Source organism: Rhizobium sp. UFLA01-1127 (assembly GCF_059803845.1).
Genome location: NZ_JAUQTZ010000001.1, coordinates 104,581 through 125,722 on the forward strand (window position 1 = coordinate 104,581; position 21,142 = coordinate 125,722).

The following is a 21,142-nucleotide window of genomic DNA, read 5'->3' on the forward strand; positions in this document are numbered from 1 at the left end:
GGGCGCTTTCGCGATTCGAAGAAAAGCGGAAACGCGCTAGGCCCGCTTTGTCAGCGGAAAGCGTTCCTTCAGCAAACGCACCACGGAATCCGTACCCATCGGCGGCCCGAAGATGAAGCTCTGTCCGTAGGTGCAGCCGATCTTGGCAAGCTCCAGCGCGTCCTCTTCGGATTCGATGCCTTCGGCGACGACGCGCATATCGAGTTCGCGCGCCATGGAAATGACCGAGCGCAGCAGCACGGCCTTCTTGTCGCTGTCATCGCGGACCATCGCCTTGTCGAGCTTGATCGTGTCGAAGGGGAAGCGGGTGAGATAGGCGAGCGAGGAATAGCCGGTGCCGAAATCGTCGAGCGCCAGACCGATGCCGGCTTCGCGCAGCTTGTCGAGCACGAGCCGAGCCTGCTCCGGATTCTCCATCACCTGCGATTCCGTCAGCTCCAGCTTGATCCGGTGCGGATCGCAATGGGTCTTGGCGAGCAGGGCGCGGATATCGTCGTAAAGCTCGTTGTTGAGCAGCTGCACGCTGGAAAGGTTGATGGAAACGAACAGCGGCAGGTCGCCGGTCTGTCGCTGCCATGCCATCAGGTCGTTGGTCGCCTGCTCCAGAGCGAACATGCCGAGCGGGCCGATGATGTCGGAAGCCTCGGCGATCGGGATGAATTCCGACGGCGGGATATTGCCGCGCTTCGGATGCTCCCAGCGCATCAGTGCCTCGAAACCTGCAATCTCGGCGTCCTCAAGCCGGACGATCGGCTGGTAGACGAGCGAGAGTTCCTTGCGCTCGACGGCGCGGCGCAGGTCAGTTTCAAGCTGCAGCCGGTCGGTGCCGAAGCTGCGGAAGGCCGGCTGGAAGGGTTCGACGCGATTGCCGCCGGCGCGCTTGGCGCGGTACATGGCAAGTTCCGCGTCGCTCAGCATTCCGGCGGCATTTTCCTGCTGGTCGACCCAAGACGTCAGGCCGACCGATGCGGTGAGGATGATTTCGCGATTGGCGAAATTGATCGGCACCATGATCGCCTTGCTGATCGCATCGGCGAAGTCCGCAACCTTGGCCGGATCGCGCTCTGAAACGAGGATGAGGCCGAACTGGTCGCCCGAAAGACGCGCCAGCGTATCCTGCGGCTTCATCAGCCGGCGAAGACGCCGTGTCAGCGCAATCAGGATATTATCGCCCGCGGCAAAGCCGAGCGTATCGTTGACGAGCTTGTAGCGGTCGATGTCGATCACCATCACCGTCGGCCGCAAGTGGTTTCCGTCGGATGCCAGCGTTAGAACGGCCTGCAGGCGGTCGAGAAAGACCTGGCGGTTCGGCAATCCGGTGAGATTGTCATGCACGGCGTCGTGCAGCAGCCGTTCGACCGAATTCTTCTGTTCGGTGATGTCGACGATGGTGCCGACGCAGCGGATGATCTCGCCATTCGATCCAAGGACCGGCCGGGCGCGGATCGACAGCCAGTGGAAATGCCCATCCTCGGCGCGGATGCGGAATTCGTGATTCAGCCGGCCGCGCCGGTGTTCCAGAAGCACATCGAGCGTGGCGCGGAAACGGTCGCGATCGTCGGGATGCAGCCGTGGCAGCCAGTTGCGTGCGGCACCATGCATGGTGCCGGGCGAAAGGCCGAGCTTCATCGAGATGTCGGGCGTCGTCACGACGCGGTCGCGCGCTACGTCCCAGTCCCAGACGGTATCGCCGGAGCCGGTGAGGGCCAGGGATTGCCGCTCCAGATCCGAGAAAAGGCCCTGCTGGAAAGCGCCGCCGGCAAAAGCGTGCTGCATGACGGTGAAGCCGATCAGCAGGACGATAAGCACGAGGCCTCCGCCGAGAGCCGGCTGGATGATGTCGTTATCGAGCTTGCCCATGACCGTCATCCAGGCTCCGAACAGCCAGACGAGGATCAGTGCCCAGGCGGGCACGAGCAGGATGGCGCGGTCATAGCGGCTGAAGCCCAGATAGATGATGAGCAGCAGGCCCGCCGTTGCCGTCAGCGCCAGCGACAGCCGCGCGATACCCGCCGCAATCGACGGGTCGTAGATCGCCACGCCGAAGAGCAGGGCGAGGCCCAGAACCCAGGCGAGCGTCACATAGCCGAGATGGGCATGCCAGCGATTGAGGTTAAGATAGGTGAACAGGAAGATCACCAGGCTCGACGCGAGCGCCACCTCCGCGCAGGCGCGCCATATTCGCTGATCGCTGGACGTGATGCTGATGAGCTTGCCGAGAAAGCCGAAGTCCACGCAGATATAGCCGAGCACCGCCCAGGCAAGCGCCGCCGTTGCCGGCAGCATTGATGTGCCCTTGACCACGAAAAGAATGGTCAGGAAGACAGCCAGCAGGCCGGCGATGCCAAGCACGATGCCGCGATAGAGCGTGAAGGCGTTGACCGTATCCTTGTAGGCGTTCGGTTCCCACAGATAGAGCTGCGGCAGGTTCGGCGACGAAAGTTCGGCGACGAAGGTGACGACGGCGCCGGGGTTCAGCGTGATGCGGAAGACGTCCGCCTCGTCGCTTGGCTGGCGGTCGAGCGCGAAACCTTCGCTCGGCGTGATCGCGACGATGCGCTGCGAGCCTAGATCCGGCCAGAAGACCTTCGAATTCACCAGGCGGAAATGCGGGGCGACGATGACGCGCTCAAGCTGCTCTTCGGAAACATTGGCGAGCGCGAAAACGGCCCAGTCGCCCTGGTGGTTCGGCGAGGAGGAGCGAACCTCGATGCGGCGGCGGATGCCGTCGGCGCCGGCGGCTGTCGAAACCTGGAAGGCTTCGCCTTGATTGGTATAGATTTCCGTGGTCGCCGTCAGGTCGAGCGCGGTATCGTCGCGTGAGATCTTCACGGGCTCGGCCGCATTGGCCATCCCGGCGATCAACAGCATCGTGATGGCGGCAAGCGTTGCGATCAGTGCGGATAGCCGCCTGGCCATCGGCCATGTCTGCAGGAGTCCGGCGATCATCGCTGGTCGAAATTTCGGTTCGGGTTGGTATCTGATGCCAACCTTGAAAACATCACATGATCGCGCCACTGACCGTTGATTTTAAGATAACCGCGCAAATGACCTTCCCGCTGGAAACCGGCTTTTTCCAAAAGCCGCATGCTACGCTCGTTATCCGGAATACAGGCTGCTTCAATTCGGTGCAACTCAAGTCCGGAAAAGATATAGGGTATAACCAACTGAAGTGCGGCGAACATATGGCCCTGACCGGAGTAGCGCTCGCCCATCCAATATCCGATCATGCAGCTCTGCGCGGCACCGCGGCGAATATAGCCGATCGTAATGCCGCCAACCAGCGTCATGTTTTCCCTGAGAAAAATGAAGAGCGGTATGGCTTGGCCGGAGCTGTATTCCTGCTTGCCGCGGATGACGCGTGCCCGATAGGCACCCTCGGTCAGCTCGTCGTGCCGCCAGGTCGGCTCCCATGGTTCCAGAAAGCGGCGGCTTTCCGCGCGTAGCCTGTGCCATTGGTTGAAATCGGAGTAGCGCGGCAGCCGCAGCAAATATGTGTCGTTTTCGAGTTCAACCGCGTCCGAATGACGTGAGAGAAACCGAAACACAGATTTTTGCATGCCGCCAAGCACTCCCCCGAGAATTGAACCCATAGGCCTGCGGCGTGCCCTTAGCCGCTTGCGCTTTTGCAAGCGGGCGCCGGCGACGACAGCGAGGTGACGATGTCTTCCATCGGTGCGAGCTGCTCCAGCGGCCCAATCGCCGAAAGCGTCGGTACTGTATCGAAGAAAAGGCGGCCGGCAAGATCCGTCAGACGGTCGATCGTAATTCCTTCCAGGCGTTCCAGCATCTCCTGGTTCGGGATGGGGCGGCCATAAAGCATCATCTGCCGGGCAACTTGGCCGGCACGGGCGGCCGGGCTTTCCTGGCCCATCAACAGCTGCGCGCGGATCTGGGCGCGGGCGCGCTCGATTTCCTGCTGCTGGATATCATGGGACGACTTGTGCAGTTCGCCGACGATGACAGGCAGCAGTTCCGGCAGGTTCTCGCCGCCGGTCGCGGCATGGATGCCGAAGATGCCGGTGTCGGAAAAGCCCCAATGGAAGGCATAGACGGAATAACAGAGGCCGCGGAACTCGCGCACTTCCTGGAACAAACGCGAGGACATGCCGCCGCCGAGGATGTTGGCGAGAATCTGCGAACAGTAGAAATCGCGGGTGTGATAGGCACGGCCTTCGAAGCCGAGCAGGATCTGAGCATCCATCAGATCGCGCGTTTCGCGGATGTTGCCGCCGATATAACGCGCCGGCTCGATAACGGGCGGAGCGGACGGTTTCGCCGGCAGGCTGGAAAAGCGCTCCTCGACCTGGCGCACGAAGCTTTCATGATCGACCGCGCCGGCCGCCACGACGAACATGCGGTCCGTCGTGTAGTTGCGTCCGAGATAGTGGCGGATCTGCTCCGGCGAGAATGAGACGACGGTTTCCGGCGTGCCGAGAATGGCGCGCCCGAGAGTCTGGCCGCGATAGGCGACTTCGGAAAACTTGTCGAAGACGACATCGTCGGGCGTGTCGTTCGCGGCGTTGATTTCCTGCAATATCACCTGCTTTTCGCGCGCCAGCTCTTCTTCGTCGAAGGCGGACTCGGTCAGGATATCGGCGAGGATATCGACGGCGAGCGGCACATGGTCCTTCAGCACGCGGGCATAATAGGAAGTGGTTTCGGTCGAAGTGGCGGCATTGACTTCGCCGCCGACATTCTCGATTTCCTCGGCGATCTGCCGGGCCGAACGTCGCGCCGTGCCCTTGAACGCCATATGCTCGAGCAGATGCGCGATACCGTGTTCTGCTTCGGTTTCGTTACGCGAACCCGACTTGATCCAAACGCCGAGTGCCACGCTTTCGAGATGTGGCATCGATTGGGTCGCTACTGTCAGCCCGGACGCGAGCCGGGTGCACTCCACTGTCATCGCTTGTCTTTCCGCGTCTGTTATTCGCCGGCCCGGGCATGCTTGCCGATAAAGTTTTCAACGACTTTAAGTTCCGGATCGAGAATGTCGAAACGCTCCTCCCTGGTCATCAGACCAGCAAGCCACGTCGGAAGCCCCGGGTCAATACCGGATGCGGATTTTACTGCGGCGGGGAATTTTGCCGGATGCGCGGTGGCAAGCGTCACCATCGGGCTGCTGGGACGCTCATTCTTCTCGGCGACGAAGACGCCGATCGCCGTATGCGGGTCGAGCAGATAGCCCGTATCCGCAAGGGTTTTGCGGATGGTTTCCGCCACCTGCTTCTCGCTGGCTCGGCCGGCACGGAAGTCCTTCCTGATGAATTTCACGGCCTCTTCGCCGATTGAAAATCCGTTCGATTGTTTCAGGCTTTCCATCGCGGCGCGCACCTTGGAGGCGTCGCGGCCGTTTGCCTCGAACAGCAGCCGCTCGAAGTTGGAAGAGATCTGGATATCCATCGACGGCGAAGTGGTGGCCTTGACCGAGCGCATTTCATAGCGGCCGGTCTTCAGAGTGCGCGCCAGAATATCGTTCTCGTTGGTGGCGATGACCAGGCGCTCGATCGGAAGGCCCATGCGCTTGGCGACATAGCCGGCGAAAATGTCGCCGAAATTGCCTGTCGGAACCGTGAAGGAGACTTTCCTGTCCGGTCCGCCAAGGGCGACCGCTGTCGTGAAGTAGTAGACCACCTGCGCCATGATGCGCGCCCAGTTGATCGAATTGACGCCGGAAAGCTTGACCTTGTCGCGGAAAGCGGCGTCGTTGAACATGGCTTTGACGAGGTTCTGGCAATCGTCGAAATTGCCCTTGACCGCCAGCGCATGCACGTTCGCCGCCGTAGACGTGGTCATCTGCCGCTGCTGTACGGGCGAGACCTTACCATGCGGGAAGAGGATGAAGATGTCGGTGCGCTCGCGGCCGGCAAAGGCGTCGATCGCGGCACCGCCGGTATCGCCCGATGTCGCGCCGACGATGGTTGCCCGCTGGCCGCGCTTTTCCAGCGCATAGTCCATCAGCCGCGCGAGCAGCTGCATCGCAACGTCCTTGAAGGCAAGCGTCGTGCCGTGGAAAAGCTCCATGACGAAGCTGTTCGGCCCGGTCTGGACGAGTGGCGTCACCGCCGGATGCCGGAAGGTTGCGTAGGCATCATCGATCATGCTGCGGAACACGTCCGCCGGAATCTCCCCATTGGTGAAGGGCGACAGTACCGCGAAGGCGACGTCCTGATAGCTCTTGCCGCGGAACGCACGGATTTCCTTCTTGGTCAGGGCAGGCCATTCACGGGGAACATAAAGCCCGCCGTCACGGGCAAGGCCAGCCAGGAGAGCGTCGCAGAAGCCAAGGGCCGGGGCTTCTCCCCGCGTTGAAATATAGTCCACGGTCTAGAATTCCTTTGGTCGCAAAATTGCCTGAGTGATCGAATGAGAGGGTAGAGGAACGAAGCGACGACGGCCGGTCTTTTTGCGTCGGATCAGCCGCGTGGTTTTCGCGTTTGCGCAAGGCGCGTGGGATCGGCGCCGGGCGGAGGCTGTTCGTGCCAATCTGTCGATCCCGAAAAGTGAGCCAAAACGGTGTCTACCCAATCGATTTTTCGCTGCGTCGCTGGTATAGACCATCGCCAAGTGTCATAAAAGGCCCGTTTGACAGGCTGCAGGCCGATAATGTGAATTATATCGAGAGGGTGGAATAATAGTGTTTGGCAAGGTTTCTCGTCGTCTTTTCTCCGCTTCGCTTCTGGCATTGCTGACGGGTTGCAGCACTCTCGGTATCGGCGGCAACAGTGACAAGCAGCCGGCAACGGATGTTACGGTGGCACCGCAAGCGGGAGCAGCCAGCGCGGCTCCGGCCGCCGCTCAGACCTACGTCGCCGGCAAGTGCCCGCAGGCGGTCATCCGCGACGAAGACTCGGTCTATCGCACCTACGCCAAAGGCGCCAAGGACGATGCGAACCAGTTGATATATCAAGCTTCGCTTGCGCAGGCGACCCGCCAGTGCACGAGCGATGGCACAAACCTCGGCATTCACGTCGTCGCGCAAGGGCGCCTGGTTACCGGCCCGATGGGCAGCTCCGGGAAGGTGAATTTGCCGATCCACGTTGCCGTCATGGACAACGATAAAGCCCTTTTCAGCAAGACCATCAACTATGTCGCAGAAATCCCGCCGGGGGAAACTGCGACCCAGTTCCTCTTCGACTATAGCGACATCCAGGTTGCCGCAGGTTCGGGCGGTTTCACCATCGTACAGATCGGTTTCGATCAGGGGCCGCAGAAGCCTGTGAAGGGTGAAAGGCCGGTGCGCAAGAAGCGCCACTGAGGTTGGGGTCAGGCAGTAGGCAGTAGGCAAAGGTCACCTTGTCCTTGCTGCCGCCGGCCCTTAGCAGCAACATCTATTGCCTATTGCCTATTGCCTATTGCCTATTGCCTATTGCCTCAGAGAACGCCGTCCCATTCAGCCAGCGCTATCACCACACCGGGCAGGTCGGCCATACGGCTGATGACAGTTTCGGCGCCGGCATCGGTCAGCCGGTCGGCATGGGAGGGGTAGGTGTGCGACGCGCCTGTGAAGCCGATGACGCGCATGCCGGCGGCGCGCGCGGCATGAACGCCGTGGACGGAATCTTCGACGACGATCGTATTGGCCGGGCTGACATTCATCTGCTTGGCGCCGTGTAGAAAGATATCCGGCTTGGGCTTCACGCGGTCGGCGCCGAGATCCTTGGCGGAATAGATATGCGGCGCAAACAGCTTGATGTAGCCGACCTTCGTCAGCATCATCTCAATGCGGGCGGAGCTGGAATTCGAGCAGATGCAGCGCGGCATCGGCAGGCGCGACAGCGCCAGCGGAACGCCGGGGATTGCCTGGACATCGCTCGCAAGCTTCAGGTCGAGCAGCTTTTCCGATTTGTCGAGCAGCGAAGCGGAAAGCGGAATGCTCGCCTCGCGCTCGACTTCGAACAGGATGTTGCGCCAGGTCATGCCGGCGAAGCGCTCGCCCATTTCCTCGGTGCTGATCGGATAGCCCGCATCGGTCAGCAGTTTTGATTCGACTTGTGCCGCGATGATTTCCGAATCGACCAGAACGCCGTCGCAGTCGAAGATGATGAGGTCGAAGCCATTGCTCATGAAAATTGCTGCCTTTGATCTGGCTGGGTTCGGCACGCTCCAGGAAAACATTGGTGTTTCGTGACATGCTCTGAAAAATGACCGACGGGCTTTACACGATATGTCTGCGAAGCTCAACCAATTGGCTGGCATGGCTGCGCTGCAACTGGCGAAAAGGTCGAAATGCGCAAAAGAGGTCTGGCCATCGCTTGTCGCTCGACATCTGGCAGCCCCGCCTTTAAGGATCGGCCATGACCAAGGAGCGCGACGACACTATTGCCAGCCGTATCAGCCGGGTGCTTGCCGACCGCATCATCCGGGGCGAGATCGCGCCAGATGCACGCCTGCGGCAGGATCACATCGCCGAGGAGTTCGGCACCAGCCATGTGCCCGTGCGCGAGGCGTTCCGGAGGCTCGAGGCGCAGGGCCTGGCGATCAGCCTGCCGCGCCGCGGCGTTCGCGTCGCTTCTTTCGATCTCAAGGAAGTCCGCGAGGTTGCGGAAATGCGGGCAGCCCTCGAGGGTCTCGCGTTGAAGCACGCAGCCCCGCATCTGACCCCGGCCATTCTCGACCAGGCCGAACAGGCGGCGCGCGATGGCGATGCGGCTGGCGACGTTCATGCCTGGGAGGAGGCCAATCGCCGCTTCCATCGCCTGATTCTGATGCCTTGCGGCATGGCACGTTTGCTCGCTGCAATCGACGACCTGCATGCGGCAAGTGCCCGCTTTCTCTTTTCCGCATGGCAATCCGGCTGGGAAAAGCGCACCGATCACGACCACCGCGCCATTCTGGCGGCGTTGCGCCAGGGGCGGGCCGACGAGGCGGCTGCGATCCTGCAGAAGCATGTACAATGGATCGGCCGCGCGCCGGTGCGCACGCCTTCCGGATCGACGCGCGAAGCCTTCGCAATCGTTGGCTGAAAATTATAGATAATTTCGAGATTGTGGCTGGCTATACCTGCGGCGTTGCTCTGCGAGTGCTTCGGTCGTTCTGGTGCCGCCGCATCCCGGTCAGCGTCCCGCTGCGCTTCGCCTTGCTCCATGGAATTTTATTGCCCTTATTTTTCAACGAGATTTAATACTGAACCGAAATTTCCAACGCCTGCCACTTGCCTGATTTTATGATCTCTCTCATAAAATAGATGAGACTGAAAAATTATCTATAATATGAAAGGAGAGCCTATGTCCCTGTTGCAGCATCATGATGAAGTCGCTTTCGATCCGCTTCGCCTCGGGCAGCGTTCGCTTGTCGCCAAGACTGTGTTCGTTCTCGCCGGAACGCTGATCCTGGCGCTCGCATCGCAAATCGCCGTGCCTATGGTGCCGGTGCCGATCACCATGCAGACATTCGCGATCACCATGATCGGCGCGCTCTATGGCTGGCGCCTCGGCGCAGTCACCGTTCTCGCCTGGTTCGGCGAAGCCGCGATCGGCTTTCCGGTGCTTGCCGGCGGAGCAGGCGGCATTGCGCCGTTCATGGGGCCGACGGCGGGTTATCTGGCATCCTTCCCGATCATCGCCGCCCTTGCCGGCTGGCTTGCCGAGCGCGGCTGGAGCGGCAATCGCGTCGTGCGCAGTTTCCTCGCTCACTTCTCGGCCAACATCCTGTGCCTTGCCATCGGCGGCGCATGGCTTGCAGCGCTGATCGGCGCAGAAAAAGGCTGGCTCCTTGGCGTAGCGCCCTTCATCCTCGGCGCCGTGCTCAAGTCTGCCCTCGCAGCTACGGTGCTGAAGACCATCCAGGTCTATAGCGGCAAGGCGCGTCTGAATTGACCGTCAGGCTTCGCGCCCATCATCTGCTCTGCATGCTGACTTTCGTCGGTGAAGGCTACACCTCGGCCTTCACCGACAATTATCGCCGCATTGCCGAGCGGCTGTCGAAAGGGGAGGAGATCAAACTGGTCTCCGGCCCTGACGATATCTGCGCGCCGCTCCTGAACGGAGAGGAAGCGCATTGTTTCAAGATCTCCGTCATCGAGCGGGATGCCGCTGCCCTTGCCGATATCTCGGTATTGCTGGGCGAAGAGATCGGCATCGGAGCCATGCTGGTGCCGGACGCCAGGCTGCTCGCAAAGCTGCGCCGGAATTTCGCCAGCGGTGAAATCCGTCACGCTTGCCTCGGCTGTGAATGGGGCGATCTCTGCAGCCGCATTGCCGATGGCAATTTCAGCGGTGTTCTGATCAAGGCAAGCTAAGGCTTGCCATCCAGCTCTGGCCGCGGGTCGCCATCATGCAGCTCGAGCGGAAAAAGCGCCAGAAAACGGCGCTCTCCTTCCGGCGTGAAGAAGATCGAGCGGCTGTTTTCGGTTCGCCGCGCCCAACCCTTGTCGAAGAAGTTCGAAAGCAGTGCCTTGCCAAGGCTGCCGGCCAGATGCGCCCGTCGCTCGCTCCAATCCAGGCAGGACCGGCAAAGCGGACGGCGGCTGGAGCGCAGATCGGAGACATCGATGCCGATCGATCCAAGATGCTTCTCGCCGCGATCCGTCAGGCTCAAGCCTTCTCCCATGACGGAGATCGAACCGGCCTCTATCAGGCTGTCCAGCATGCGTACGCCATAATCGCCGGCCAGATGGTCGTAGCAGATGCGTGCTTTACGCAGCGCAGGCTCCTTGGGGCCGGCACGATGGCGCAGATGGCCGCGGCTTGCGGCAAAACCCATGATGCCCTCGAGCAGCTTGCCGACGCGGTCGTCCGCCAGCGTGAAATAGCGATGGCGGCCTTGCTTGCGCTGTGCGAGCAGGCCACCCGCTTCGAGCTTGGAAAGATGGGCACTCGCGGTCTGCAGCGTTACGCCGGCGGCGGCCGCAAGTTCCGTTGCCGTCAGCGCCCGGCCGCCCATCAGCGCCGTCAGAATGTTCGCCCGCGCCGGATCGCCGATCAGCGAGCCGATCTGTGCTATGTCTGGACCTTCCTTCATACTTCGATCGTAACCGAACCATCTCCGCGCTGCAATGTGCGAAAAGATCGGCATCAGTAAAGGAGAAAGCCAATGATCACCTGTTTTATCCGCTATCAGATCGACCCGTTCAAGCAGGAAGCTTTCGCGGAATATGGCAAGGCCTGGGGTCAGATCATCCCGAGAAACGGTGCCGACCTGAGCGGCTATTTTGCCCCGCACGAGGGTTCGCTGACGACGGCCTACGGCGTCTACAGCATCGACAATCTGGCCGCCTACGAGGCCTATCGCAAGAGCCTTGCCGCCGATCCGCTGGCGCAGGCGAATCTCGATTTCGCCCGCCGCGAGCGTTTCATCCTGCAGGAGGATCGCATCTTCCTGAAAAATATCTCCTTGCCGCACGCTCAGAGGATATCGCCATGATCGCAGTTATTTTCGAAGTCATTCCCCATCCCGGCGAACGTCAGCACTATCTCGACATTGCCGCCAGGTTGCGTTCCGAACTCGAGGCGATCGACGGCTTTGTCTCCATCGAGCGCTTCGAAAGCCTGACACAGCCCGGCAAGATCCTGTCGCTTTCCTTCTGGCGTGACGAGGCCGCAGTTCGCGAATGGCGAAACCGCGAAGCGCATCGCGGCGCGCAGAAAGCGGGGCGGAAGAGGGTTTTTGCCGACTATCGTTTGCGCGTCGCGCAGGTGCTTCGTGACTACGGGATGACGGAACGGGCAGAAGCGCCCGATGACAGCCACGCGGTGCACGACATGTGAAATAGATCAACGTCGGACCCGCATTCCCCGTGTCTTCGTCGGGAAATTGGAAAATATGCCGCCGCTTTAGCCTTTGGTAACCAAGTTAGGTAACCATAACACTCAGTTAAGAGCACCGAGTAAGTGTAACAGCGAGTATCAAATGGCGTCAGTTTTCCCGCTTGCCGACCTCAGGACCTCCGCAACCCCGGGTTCCTGGATCGACACGATCATCAAGGGCGATTGCGTGGCCGCTCTTGAGGCACTGCCAAATCAATCCGTCGACGTCATCTTCGCCGACCCGCCGTACAATCTCCAGCTCGGCGGCACGCTGCATCGTCCGGACCAGTCGCTCGTCGATGCCGTCGATGACGAGTGGGATCAGTTTGCTTCCTTCGAAGCCTATGATGCCTTCACCCGCGCCTGGCTGCTCGCCTGCCGCCGCGTGCTGAAGCCGACGGGCACGATCTGGGTCATCGGCTCCTATCACAATATCTTCCGTGTCGGCGCGACCCTGCAGGATCTGAACTTCTGGATCCTCAACGACATCGTTTGGCGCAAGACCAATCCGATGCCGAACTTCAAGGGCCGCCGCTTCCAGAATGCGCATGAGACGATGATCTGGGCGAGCCCGAACGCCAAGGCCAAGGGCTATACCTTCAACTACGACGCCATGAAGGCCGCCAACGACGACGTGCAGATGCGTTCCGACTGGCTGTTCCCGATCTGCAGCGGCAATGAGCGGCTGAAGGGCGATGACGGCAAGAAGGTGCATCCGACGCAGAAGCCGGAAGCGCTGCTGGCCCGTGTCATCATGGCTTCGTCCAAGCCAGGCGACATCATTCTCGATCCCTTCTTCGGATCGGGCACGACCGGTGCGGTTGCCAAGCGTCTCGGCCGTCGCTTCGTCGGCATCGAGCGCGAGCAGGACTATATCGATGCCGCAAGCGCGCGCATCGCCTCCGTCGAGCCGCTCGGCAAGGCGGAGCTGACCGTCATGACCGGCAAGAAGGCCGAGGTTCGCGTGGCATTCAACGTGCTGATCGAAAGCGGCCTGATCAAGCCCGGCCAGGTGCTGACCGATGCGAAGCGCCGCTATAGCGCCATCGTCCGCGCCGACGGCACGGTCGCCTCCGGCGGCGAGGCCGGTTCCATTCATCGCCTTGGCGCGAAAGTTCAGGGCCTTGATGCATGCAATGGATGGATGTTCTGGCACTTCGACGATGGGCGTTCCCTGCGTCCGATCGACGAACTCAGAGCCATCATCCGCAGCGATCTGGCAAAGGTAGAGTAGTTTCGCCATCAACGCGGGCAACCCGGCTGCAAAGCCGCCCCACGGCTGCCGGTCGCCCGTCAGATCGATATATCCGTCTTCTTCCGTCGTGTACCTCCAGTTGGGAAGAAGGCGAGGCGCCCAAGGCCTTACCGGACATATCGTGCGGTAAGGCCTTGGGTATTTTCAGCTTCGGATTTCAGAACTCCTGATAATCCGTGACATCGACGCGCACGACGCGGCCGTCCTCATTAAAGGTAATCGTTTCCTCGCCCTCGCGGATCAGCGGCTTGCCCGTCTTGCTGTTGGTGGCGCGAACCGACCAGACGGCACGGCCGGAAAGCGGCGTCAGCGTCTCCACCAGCGAATTCGAGGCCGTCTGGTCCGGATAGGTATCGAAATAGCCGCGGAAGGCTTCCATGATCGCCGCGCGGCCGGCAAGGCTGCCGACGCCATTGGAGACGTATATGGCATCCTCTGCGAAGAAGTTCTCGATCGCCTCATAGTCGAGACGATTGATCGCGTCGTGGAACAGGTCGATACGCTCTGCAGGGTCGAAAATCATCGGATCAAACCTTTATACCATGGGCGGCGAGATCGCTGCGCAGCTTCTCGGCGCCGGTGAAGTGGACAGCATGCCATCCGGCGGCGCGCGCGCCTTCGACGTTCGGATGGGAATCATCGATGAAGATCGTCGATGCCGGATCGAGGTCGAAGCTCTTGGCATGGGTATCATAAATCGCGACATCCGGCTTGATCAGCCCGATATCGCCCGAAACCGTGACGCCGCGCGGCTTCTTGAGGAACGGATAACGCTCTTGCGCTTCGCGAAAGGTGTCTGAGGCGAAATTAGTCAGCATGGTGACGTCGCGGCCTTCCGCGATCAGCTGCTCCAGAATGGCGACGCTGTCTTCATAGGCATGCGGAACCATCTCGTGCCAATATTTGCGGAAACTGCGGATCTGTTCCTCGCGCTCCGGATGATCAGCAATCAGCAATGCCTCGGCATCGCTCCAGGTGCGGCCGCGATCCTGCTCGAGATTCCATTCATGGGTGCAGACATTGGCGAAGAACCATTGGCGCTCGGTGTCGTCTGGAATGATGCGGCTGTAGGGAATATTCGGATCGTAGTGAAGAAGAACCTTGCCGATATCGAAAACGATATGCCGTATTTCCGTCGTCATGAATGAATTCCTGAATTTTTCTCTAAACGCATTTTTGCGAACGCATTGGGAATAGCCTGAGCGATCGCTTTTTTCATGACTGTCGGCAGCGCCTGGTCTTCAAGATTTGTAACCGGCGCCCACCATCCGTCATGGTTGTCATTCTGTGAGACCGATCTGGCACGCCAGATCGACAATCTCAATTCGAAATGCGTGAAGACATGGGTCACCGTACCTGCCGGCTGCCAGTCGGCCGGGAAGGGAGCCGCGTCACTGCCGGTTTCGCCGTCGATCCGCGCCGTCCATCCCGTTGTCGGCACTTCCGTCATGCCGCCCAGCAACCCGCTTTCGATGCGACGCCGCAGGAAGATCTCGCCCTCGTCATTGACGGCGACGAAGGCCGCGCCCTGGCGAACCGGCTTTTCCTTCTTGGCGGTCTTGACCGGAAAACGCTCGGGATCATGCCCGGCCAGCGCCTGACAGCCACCGTTGAAGGGACAGAGCGAACAGGCCGGACGCTTCGGCGTGCAGATCGTCGCGCCGAGATCCATCATTGCCTGAGCAAAATCACCCGGCCGGTCGGCCGGCGTCAGCAGGGCGACCTTCTGCTTCATCAGCGGCTTTGCGCTGAGCAGCGGCGCCGAAATCGCATGGAGGCGGGAAATGACGCGCTCGACATTGCCGTCCATCACGGCTGCCCGGCGATTGAAGGCGATGGCGGCAATGGCGGCAGCCGTATAGTCGCCAATACCGGGCAGCGTTCGCAGACCCTCCTCGGTATCGGGAAAACGGCCGCCATGATCGGCTGCAACCGCTTCGGCGCATTTTTTCAGGTTGCGCGCGCGGGCGTAATAGCCGAGCCCGGCCCATGCGGCCATGACGTCTTCGTTCGCTGCCGCCGCGAGATCATCGACAGTCGGCCAGCGCTCCAGGAATTTCGCGAAATAGGCTTTGACCGCCGGTACGGTCGTTTGCTGCAGCATCACTTCCGACAGCCAGATGCGATAGGGATCCGGCACGATGCCGCGCGCGGCCATGGGCGGGGAGACCCGCCAGGGAAGGTCCCGATGATGTCTGTCATACCAGGCAAGCAGCGATGCGGCTGTGGGAAGTTCTGAAGTCGGGGTCATGATTTGCCGCGTCGAGGGGAAGTGCTCTATACTTGGCCGAGCTGCGTTGGGCGATCAAGGTCCCTGACGTACAAAGCATGTATAGAGATCTGGATGAGATGAGTTATCCCCGAAAAGGCGAGAGGCAGATTTCCGAGCTGACGAACGGCATCGTCGATCCGGTGCTGGCGAAGCGTGCCGGCATCAATACGACGCTGCTCGGCTGCTGGGATGAAATCGCCGGCGAGGACTTTGCCGACTGCACACGGCCGGAAAAGATCGCCTGGGCCAAGCGAACCGGCCCCGGCATGGACGATCGCTATCAGCCCGGTGTGCTGACGATCGCCTGCGAGGGTGCCCGCGCGCTCTTCTTGACCCATGCACAAGGCGAACTCATCCAGCGCATCAACAGCTTCTTCGGCTTCTATGCCGTCAACCAGATCCGCATCGTGCAGAAGCCGGTGTCTGTCGCCTCCAAACGCTCCCGCATGCCGCCGCCGCTGAAGGGCGAGGCGGCGCGCAAGCTGGCTGACATGATGGATGGTATCGAGGACGAGAAGATCAGAGCCGCCGTTCAGCGTTTGGGCACGGCGATGGTGTGGAAGCGGGGTAAGGCCTGATACAGACTTGCTTTTGTTAATGACACTGTCATACTCGGGCGGAGTATTTGCAAGGGAACTGGATATGCGAAGCAGTAGGCCGATAACGGTTACACTGGGTAATCAACAGCGCGGCGTCGATGCGAGACTGGAATCCGGAGCATACGATTCTGCCAGCGAAGTTCTGCGTGCTGCTTTGAGAGCATTGGACCGCGAAGAAGAAGTCATAAATCAAATCATGCGCGCAAAGATCCAGGAAGCGCTTAATGACCCACGACCCGGCAGAGATGCCGACGAGGTTTTCGATAGAATTAAAAGAATACATGCCGAGCGAATGAAAGCAGCCGGTCGTGAATTATAGGATTGTTTTCAGTGCTCTCGCCGAAGACGATCTCGTAGGTATCTATGAATTCATAGCGAAAGATAGCCCGAGCCGCGCATTATCGTTTATCCAACGACTCCAGCAGCAGTGCAAAACACTTGAGACGATGGCCGATCGAGGTCCTCAACGCGAGAATTTGGGGCCAGGTGTTCGGATATTGGTGTTTGAGCGGCGGGTTACCGCCGCTTACCATATCAAGAACGAGCAGGTTGTTATTCTTCGCCTCTTTTATGCTGGTCAGAATATTCCATCGACATTGTTCGACGAGCACTGAACTTGCATGCATTCCATCAATTCCGACGATAATTTGGCTCTTTGTCTTTCCCAGGTCACAATTCTTTGAAGAAAGTTGGCCAACCGTGCCTTGTTAGCGGCAAGCTGCCGTTATATCGCATGGAACATTCGAAGCCTCTTTAACGACGGGTGACTCTATGCCGATGTCCGACATGCTCTTGACCAAACGCCACTTGCTGGGCGGTTCTGCCGTTGCAGCCCTATCCGTGGCGTTCTCTGCCGTTGCCGGCACCGCATCCGCCGCAACCGCCGAAGACCAGGTGCCGCCGTCGGACGGCAATGTCGACATGAACGAAGTGCTGAAGCCCGGCCCGCTGCCGGAAATCGCGCTCGGCAAAGAAGATGCGCCTGTCAAGATCGTCGAATACATGTCGCTGACCTGCCCGCATTGTGCGCATTTCGCCGTCACGACCTTCGACACGATCAAGCAGAAATACGTCGATACCGGCAAGGTTCGCTTTATCATCCGCGAATTCCCCTTCGATCCGCGTGCTGCCGCAGCCTTCATGCTGGCCCGTTGCGCCCCGCAGGAGCAGTACATGCCGATGGTCGAAATGCTGTTCAAGCAGCAGATCGCCTGGGCTTCGCCTGACGTCGACGGCCGCGCCGCATTGCTGCAGATGTCGAAACTTGCCGGTTTTACTGAGGATAGCTTCACGAAGTGCTTGACGAACCAGAAGCTTCTGGATGATGTCAACTCAGTACGGGAACGCGCAGCCAAGAATTTCGGCGTCAACGCCACGCCGACCTTCCTGATCAATGGCAAGCGCTATGCAGGGGACATGTCTGTTGCTGCCATGTCGAAGCTTATCGACAGCCTGCTCTGATCCGCGCCTTTTCACATTGCAGGCGGGCGGCCGGGGTCGCACGCCTGCTTTCCATTACCTCGCCCTTAAGGGTGGTGCTATCGTATATGAACTGAAAGCGCGGCTATCCCCCTTCTCCCCAGCGGGGAGAAGGTGCCGTCAGGCGGATGAGGGGGTGCCCGCCAAGGTTACGAAAACCCATGAATTCAAATCGATAACCCCCTCATCCGACCCTTCGGGCCACCTTCTCCCCGCCGGGGAGAAGGAATTTCCGGTGTCTATCCGCCCCATATGCGATACCCCTGCCTTCAAAGAGAGGGTGGAGATCAGCCGATGAAATTCAACAGGCTGAGACTTGTCGGCTTCAAATCCTTCGTCGAACCGGCGGAGTTCGTGATCGAGCGCGGCCTGACCGGTGTCGTCGGGCCGAATGGCTGCGGCAAGTCCAATCTTGTCGAAGCGCTGCGCTGGGTCATGGGCGAGAATTCCTACAAGAATATGCGCGCCTCTGGCATGGACGACGTGATCTTCTCCGGATCGGGGAATCGTCCGGCGCGCAACACCGCTGAAGTCGGCCTCTATCTTGATAATACCGACCGCACCGCGCCCGCCGCCTTCAATGACAGCGACGAGATCCAGGTCACCCGCCGCATCGAGCGCGAGCAGGGCTCCATCTATCGCATCAACGGCAAGGAAGCCCGCGCCAAGGATGTGCAGCTGCTGTTTGCCGATGCCTCCACCGGTGCCCGTTCGCCGTCCATGGTCGGGCAGGGGCGTATCGGCGAGCTCATTCAAGCCAAGCCTCAGGCGAGGCGCCAGCTCCTGGAAGAGGCAGCCGGCATTTCCGGCCTGCATTCGCGCCGTCATGAAGCCGAGCTTCGTCTGCGTGCGGCCGAAAGCAATCTCGAGCGCCTGGATGATGTGACATCGCAGCTTGAAAGCCAGATCGAGAGCCTGAAGCGTCAGGCCCGGCAGGCCAACCGTTTCAAGATGCTCTCTGCCGATATCCGCGCCCGCGAGGCCATGCTGCTGCATATCCGCTGGGTACAGGCCAAGGAGGCCGAAGCCGAGGCCGATAGTGCCTTGAACCAGGCAACCGTGCTTGTCGCTGAAAAGGCGCAGGTTCAGATGGAAGCGGCCAAGGCGCAGGCCATCGCCAGCCTCAAGCTGCCGGAGCTGCGCGACGACGAGGCGAAGGCTGCCGCCGCCCTGCAGCGTCTGCAGATTGCCCGCTCCCAGCTGGAAGAAGATGTCAATCGCATCATGCGACGCCGCGATGAGCTGATCCGTCGGCTGGCGCAGCTGGCGGAGGATATCAGCCGCGAGCAGCGACTTGTCGCCGACAATGCTTCCATCCTCGCCCGGCTGGATGCCGAAGAAACCGAACTTGACGAGATCCTCGCCGATTCCGGCAGGCTTGCCGAGGAGACGCGCGGCGTATTCGAAGAGGCTGCCGCCAAGCTCGCCGACAGCGAGCGCATATTTACTGCCCTGACCGCAGAGCGCGCCGAAGCCGCCGCCGCCCGAAATCAGCTCGAGCGAGCCATTCGCGATCTCGCCGACCGCAAGATGCGGCTGGAGCGGCAAGCCAGCGAAGCAAACGGCGAGCTTGCTGCCATCGACGAGAAGATGGCCCATTTGCCTGACCCCAGCGAAAAGCGCGATATGGTCGAGGCGGCGGAGAATGTCGTTGCCGATGGGGAAGGCGAGACCCAGCGTGTCGAGGCGGCTCTTGCCAAGGCCCGCGAAACCGAGGCGTTGTCGCGCGGACCGGTCGAGCAGGCGCGGGCGCGTCTGAATGCGCTTGAAACCGAGGCTCGTACCATTTCCAGGATGCTGGCGGCGGGTGATACCTCGGGCGCTTTTTCGCCGGTCGCCGAAGAGCTGCGCGTCGACCGCGGCTTCGAGACGGCGCTTGGCGCTGCACTCGGCGACGATCTGGAATCCTCGCTCGATGCTCAGGCGCCGGTCTACTGGTCCGACAACGGCAGCGGCGCGGCCGATCCGGCTTTGCCGGAAGGCGTCGTACCTTTGATTACCCATGTCGGTGCCCCGGCCGCGCTGACGCGGCGCCTGCGCCAGATCGGCATCGTTTCGGCTGAAGACGCCTTCCGGCTGATGCCGGAGCTGAAGCCGGGACAGCGGTTGGTAACCAGGGATGGCGCCGTGTTCCGCTGGGACGGCCATGTGACTGGCGCGGATGCGCCGAGTGCGGCTGCCCTGCGGCTCGCCCAGAAGAACCGCCTTTCCGAGCTGGAGGCCGAAGCCGAGCTTGCTCGCGATGTGCTTGTCGAAGCCGAGGAACGTTTGTCGGCAGCCGCCGATGCGATCCGGGTCGAAGAGGGCCGTCTGGCGACCGCCCGCGACGCCAGCCGACTTGCCGCTCGGCATCTGGCCGAGGCGCGGGAAGCGCTGGCTGCGGCGGAACGCGCTTCCGGCGATCTCATCCGCCGCCGCGACGTCATCGTTGAAGCCGTCAGCCGACTGCAGGAGCAGCTGGAAGATGTGGCCATGCAGGATGAAAACGCCCGCATCGAATTGGAAGATGCGCCGAATCTCGACGCCATCGATCTGAAGCTGCGCGACCAGCAGGCCGAAGTCGCGACAGATCGCGGCGTTCTCGCCGAAGCCCGTGCCCGCCATGAGGGACTGAACCGCGAAAGCGAGGCCCGTCAGCGCCGTCTTCTGGCGATCCGTCAGGAGCGCGACACCTGGCGCCAGCACGCGGCCAGCGCCGAGGAGCACATTCAGACGCTGCGCGACCGTGAAGAGGAAGCGCGTGAGGAAGCGGCCGAACTCGATCTTGCCCCGGACGAATTCGACGACAAGCGCCGCGCACTGATGAACGAGCTGCAGAAAGCCGAGGAGGCCCGCCGCCACGCCGCTGACCGTCTCACCGAAGCGGAAATCGTTCAGCGCGACGCCGATCGCCATGCGGCGACTGCGCTTTCCGAACTGGCGGAAAGCCGTGAGAAGCGCGGTCGTGTCGAGGAGCGGCTGGTGTCGGCCCGCGAGCGCCGGCAGGAAAGCGAATTGCGCATCCGCCAATCCCTCAACGTCGAGCCGCATGAGGCCATGCGCCTGACCGGTCTCTCGGGATCGCAGAGCGTGCCTGATCTCCGCGAGGTCGAGCGCGAGCTGGAGCGGCTGAAGATCGAGCGCGAGCGTCTCGGCGCCGTCAACCTGCGCGCCGAGGAAGAGAGCAAGGAGCTGACGGAGCGGCTGCAGGCGCTGATCAAGGAGCGTGATGACGTCATCGACGCCATCCGGAAGCTGCGCGGCGCGATTCAGAGCCTCAACCGCGAAGGCCGCGAACGTCTGATCGTCGCCTTCGATATCGTCAATGCGCAGTTTCAGCGCCTGTTCACCCATCTTTTCGGCGGCGGCACGGCCGAGCTGCAGCTTATCGAGTCGGACGATCCGCTGGAAGCGGGCTTGGAAATCCTCGCCCGTCCGCCGGGCAAGAAGCCGCAGACCATGACCCTGCTTTCGGGCGGCGAGCAGGCGCTGACAGCCATGGCGCTGATTTTTGCGGTGTTCCTCACCAATCCCGCGCCGATCTGCGTTCTGGACGAAGTGGACGCGCCGCTCGACGACCACAATGTCGAACGCTACTGCAACCTCATGGACGAAATGGCGGCCTCCACGGAGACCCGCTTCGTCGTCATCACCCACAATCCGATCACCATGGCCCGCATGAATCGCCTCTTCGGCGTTACCATGGCGGAACAGGGTGTTTCGCAGCTCGTTTCCGTCGATCTGCAGACCGCCGAACTGTTGCGCGAAATCGCTTGAGCGCTGTTCCACGTCTGGATTGAGAAAACTG

At 61.0% G+C, this 21,142-nt stretch carries 21 protein-coding genes; 12 read left to right on the top strand and 9 right to left on the bottom strand.

The window, feature by feature from the left end; translation table 11 throughout:
* Nucleotides 1-36 precede the first annotated feature (36 nt).
* The 4 genes from Q4Q11_RS00535 to thrC are packed head-to-tail and all read right to left on the bottom strand — an operon-like array spanning nt 37 to nt 6,327.
* Nucleotides 37-2,949, bottom strand: a complete 2,913-nt coding sequence (locus Q4Q11_RS00535) for a sensor domain-containing phosphodiesterase (RefSeq protein ID WP_112513331.1) — start codon at nt 2,947-2,949, stop codon at nt 37-39.
* Complete coding sequence (locus Q4Q11_RS00540; protein WP_112513332.1) at nt 2,946-3,560, bottom strand: GNAT family N-acetyltransferase; 615 nt, start codon at nt 3,558-3,560, stop codon at nt 2,946-2,948. The genes Q4Q11_RS00535 and Q4Q11_RS00540 overlap by 4 nt, the downstream gene beginning before the upstream one ends.
* 50 nt (nt 3,561-3,610) lie before the next feature.
* A complete protein-coding gene (locus tag Q4Q11_RS00545) occupies nt 3,611-4,909 on the bottom strand; it encodes a M16 family metallopeptidase (protein WP_498568232.1) in 1,299 nt (432 codons plus the stop codon).
* A 20-nt stretch (nt 4,910-4,929) separates the two neighbouring features.
* Nucleotides 4,930-6,327, bottom strand: coding sequence for a threonine synthase (gene thrC / locus Q4Q11_RS00550; RefSeq protein WP_498568233.1), 1,398 nt, complete (start codon nt 6,325-6,327; stop codon nt 4,930-4,932).
* Nucleotides 6,328-6,640: 313 nt separating this feature from the next.
* Here thrC and Q4Q11_RS00555 point away from each other — a divergent pair, with 313 nt between their 5' ends.
* Nucleotides 6,641-7,261, top strand: coding sequence for a hypothetical protein (locus tag Q4Q11_RS00555; protein WP_112513335.1), 621 nt, complete (start codon nt 6,641-6,643; stop codon nt 7,259-7,261).
* A 116-nt stretch (nt 7,262-7,377) separates the two neighbouring features.
* Here the strand turns inward: Q4Q11_RS00555 and Q4Q11_RS00560 are convergent, their stop codons facing one another.
* Entirely contained in the window at nt 7,378-8,070 is a 693-nt protein-coding gene (locus Q4Q11_RS00560) for an HAD family hydrolase (RefSeq protein WP_498568234.1), read from the bottom strand.
* 230 nt (nt 8,071-8,300) lie between these two features.
* Here Q4Q11_RS00560 and Q4Q11_RS00565 point away from each other — a divergent pair, with 230 nt between their 5' ends.
* From Q4Q11_RS00565 to Q4Q11_RS00575, 3 genes are all read left to right on the top strand, one after another.
* A complete protein-coding gene (locus Q4Q11_RS00565) occupies nt 8,301-8,969 on the top strand; it encodes a GntR family transcriptional regulator (RefSeq protein ID WP_498568235.1) in 669 nt (222 codons plus the stop codon).
* 261 nt (nt 8,970-9,230) lie between these two features.
* Nucleotides 9,231-9,821 (top strand): biotin transporter BioY, encoded by a 591-nt coding sequence (locus tag Q4Q11_RS00570; protein WP_498568236.1) that lies wholly within the window; start codon nt 9,231-9,233, stop codon nt 9,819-9,821.
* Nucleotides 9,818-10,243, top strand: coding sequence for a DUF1284 domain-containing protein (locus Q4Q11_RS00575; protein ID WP_112513340.1), 426 nt, complete (start codon nt 9,818-9,820; stop codon nt 10,241-10,243). The genes Q4Q11_RS00570 and Q4Q11_RS00575 overlap by 4 nt, the downstream gene beginning before the upstream one ends.
* Here Q4Q11_RS00575 and Q4Q11_RS00580 read toward each other — a convergent pair.
* Entirely contained in the window at nt 10,240-10,965 is a 726-nt protein-coding gene (locus Q4Q11_RS00580) for an ArsR/SmtB family transcription factor (RefSeq protein ID WP_498568237.1), read from the bottom strand. The two genes, Q4Q11_RS00575 and Q4Q11_RS00580, sit on opposite strands and share 4 nt — an antisense overlap.
* A 72-nt stretch (nt 10,966-11,037) precedes the next feature.
* Between Q4Q11_RS00580 and Q4Q11_RS00585 the strand changes: the two genes are divergently transcribed.
* From Q4Q11_RS00585 to Q4Q11_RS00595, 3 genes are all read left to right on the top strand, one after another.
* A complete protein-coding gene (locus Q4Q11_RS00585; RefSeq protein ID WP_112512142.1) occupies nt 11,038-11,367 on the top strand; it encodes an NIPSNAP family protein in 330 nt (109 codons plus the stop codon).
* Nucleotides 11,364-11,711 (top strand): antibiotic biosynthesis monooxygenase family protein, encoded by a 348-nt coding sequence (locus Q4Q11_RS00590; RefSeq protein WP_113213730.1) that lies wholly within the window; start codon nt 11,364-11,366, stop codon nt 11,709-11,711. The genes Q4Q11_RS00585 and Q4Q11_RS00590 overlap by 4 nt, the downstream gene beginning before the upstream one ends.
* A gap of 142 nt (nt 11,712-11,853) precedes the next feature.
* Nucleotides 11,854-12,984: a site-specific DNA-methyltransferase gene (locus Q4Q11_RS00595; protein ID WP_113213729.1), complete on the top strand. Its 1,131-nt coding sequence runs from the start codon at nt 11,854-11,856 to the stop codon at nt 12,982-12,984.
* A 178-nt stretch (nt 12,985-13,162) separates the two neighbouring features.
* Here the strand turns inward: Q4Q11_RS00595 and Q4Q11_RS00600 are convergent, their stop codons facing one another.
* Genes Q4Q11_RS00600 through mutY form a run of 3 tightly spaced genes read right to left on the bottom strand, consistent with a single transcriptional unit; the run spans nt 13,163 to nt 15,256 of the window.
* Complete coding sequence (locus Q4Q11_RS00600; protein WP_112512145.1) at nt 13,163-13,528, bottom strand: nuclear transport factor 2 family protein; 366 nt, start codon at nt 13,526-13,528, stop codon at nt 13,163-13,165.
* A gap of 4 nt (nt 13,529-13,532) precedes the next feature.
* On the bottom strand, nt 13,533-14,147 hold the full coding sequence (locus Q4Q11_RS00605) for an HAD family hydrolase (RefSeq protein WP_498568238.1): 615 nt from the start codon (nt 14,145-14,147) through the stop codon (nt 13,533-13,535).
* Complete coding sequence (mutY, locus tag Q4Q11_RS00610; protein ID WP_498568239.1) at nt 14,144-15,256, bottom strand: A/G-specific adenine glycosylase; 1,113 nt, start codon at nt 15,254-15,256, stop codon at nt 14,144-14,146. The genes Q4Q11_RS00605 and mutY overlap by 4 nt, the downstream gene beginning before the upstream one ends.
* Before the next feature lie 98 nt (nt 15,257-15,354).
* Between mutY and Q4Q11_RS00615 the strand changes: the two genes are divergently transcribed.
* The 5 genes from Q4Q11_RS00615 to Q4Q11_RS00635 all read left to right on the top strand — a co-directional run bounded on the left by Q4Q11_RS00615 (nt 15,355) and on the right by Q4Q11_RS00635 (nt 21,111).
* Complete coding sequence (locus Q4Q11_RS00615; protein ID WP_498568240.1) at nt 15,355-15,855, top strand: DUF721 domain-containing protein; 501 nt, start codon at nt 15,355-15,357, stop codon at nt 15,853-15,855.
* 64 nt (nt 15,856-15,919) lie between these two features.
* Nucleotides 15,920-16,195, top strand: coding sequence for a type II toxin-antitoxin system ParD family antitoxin (locus Q4Q11_RS00620; protein WP_498568241.1), 276 nt, complete (start codon nt 15,920-15,922; stop codon nt 16,193-16,195).
* Nucleotides 16,185-16,490 (top strand): type II toxin-antitoxin system RelE/ParE family toxin, encoded by a 306-nt coding sequence (locus Q4Q11_RS00625; protein ID WP_498568242.1) that lies wholly within the window; start codon nt 16,185-16,187, stop codon nt 16,488-16,490. Before Q4Q11_RS00620 ends, Q4Q11_RS00625 begins: the two co-directional genes overlap by 11 nt.
* 157 nt (nt 16,491-16,647) lie before the next feature.
* A complete protein-coding gene (locus tag Q4Q11_RS00630; protein ID WP_112512149.1) occupies nt 16,648-17,337 on the top strand; it encodes a DsbA family protein in 690 nt (229 codons plus the stop codon).
* Between the two features lie 312 nt (nt 17,338-17,649).
* A complete protein-coding gene (locus Q4Q11_RS00635; protein ID WP_498568243.1) occupies nt 17,650-21,111 on the top strand; it encodes a chromosome segregation SMC family protein in 3,462 nt (1,153 codons plus the stop codon).
* The last annotated feature ends 31 nt before the right edge of the window (nt 21,112-21,142 follow it).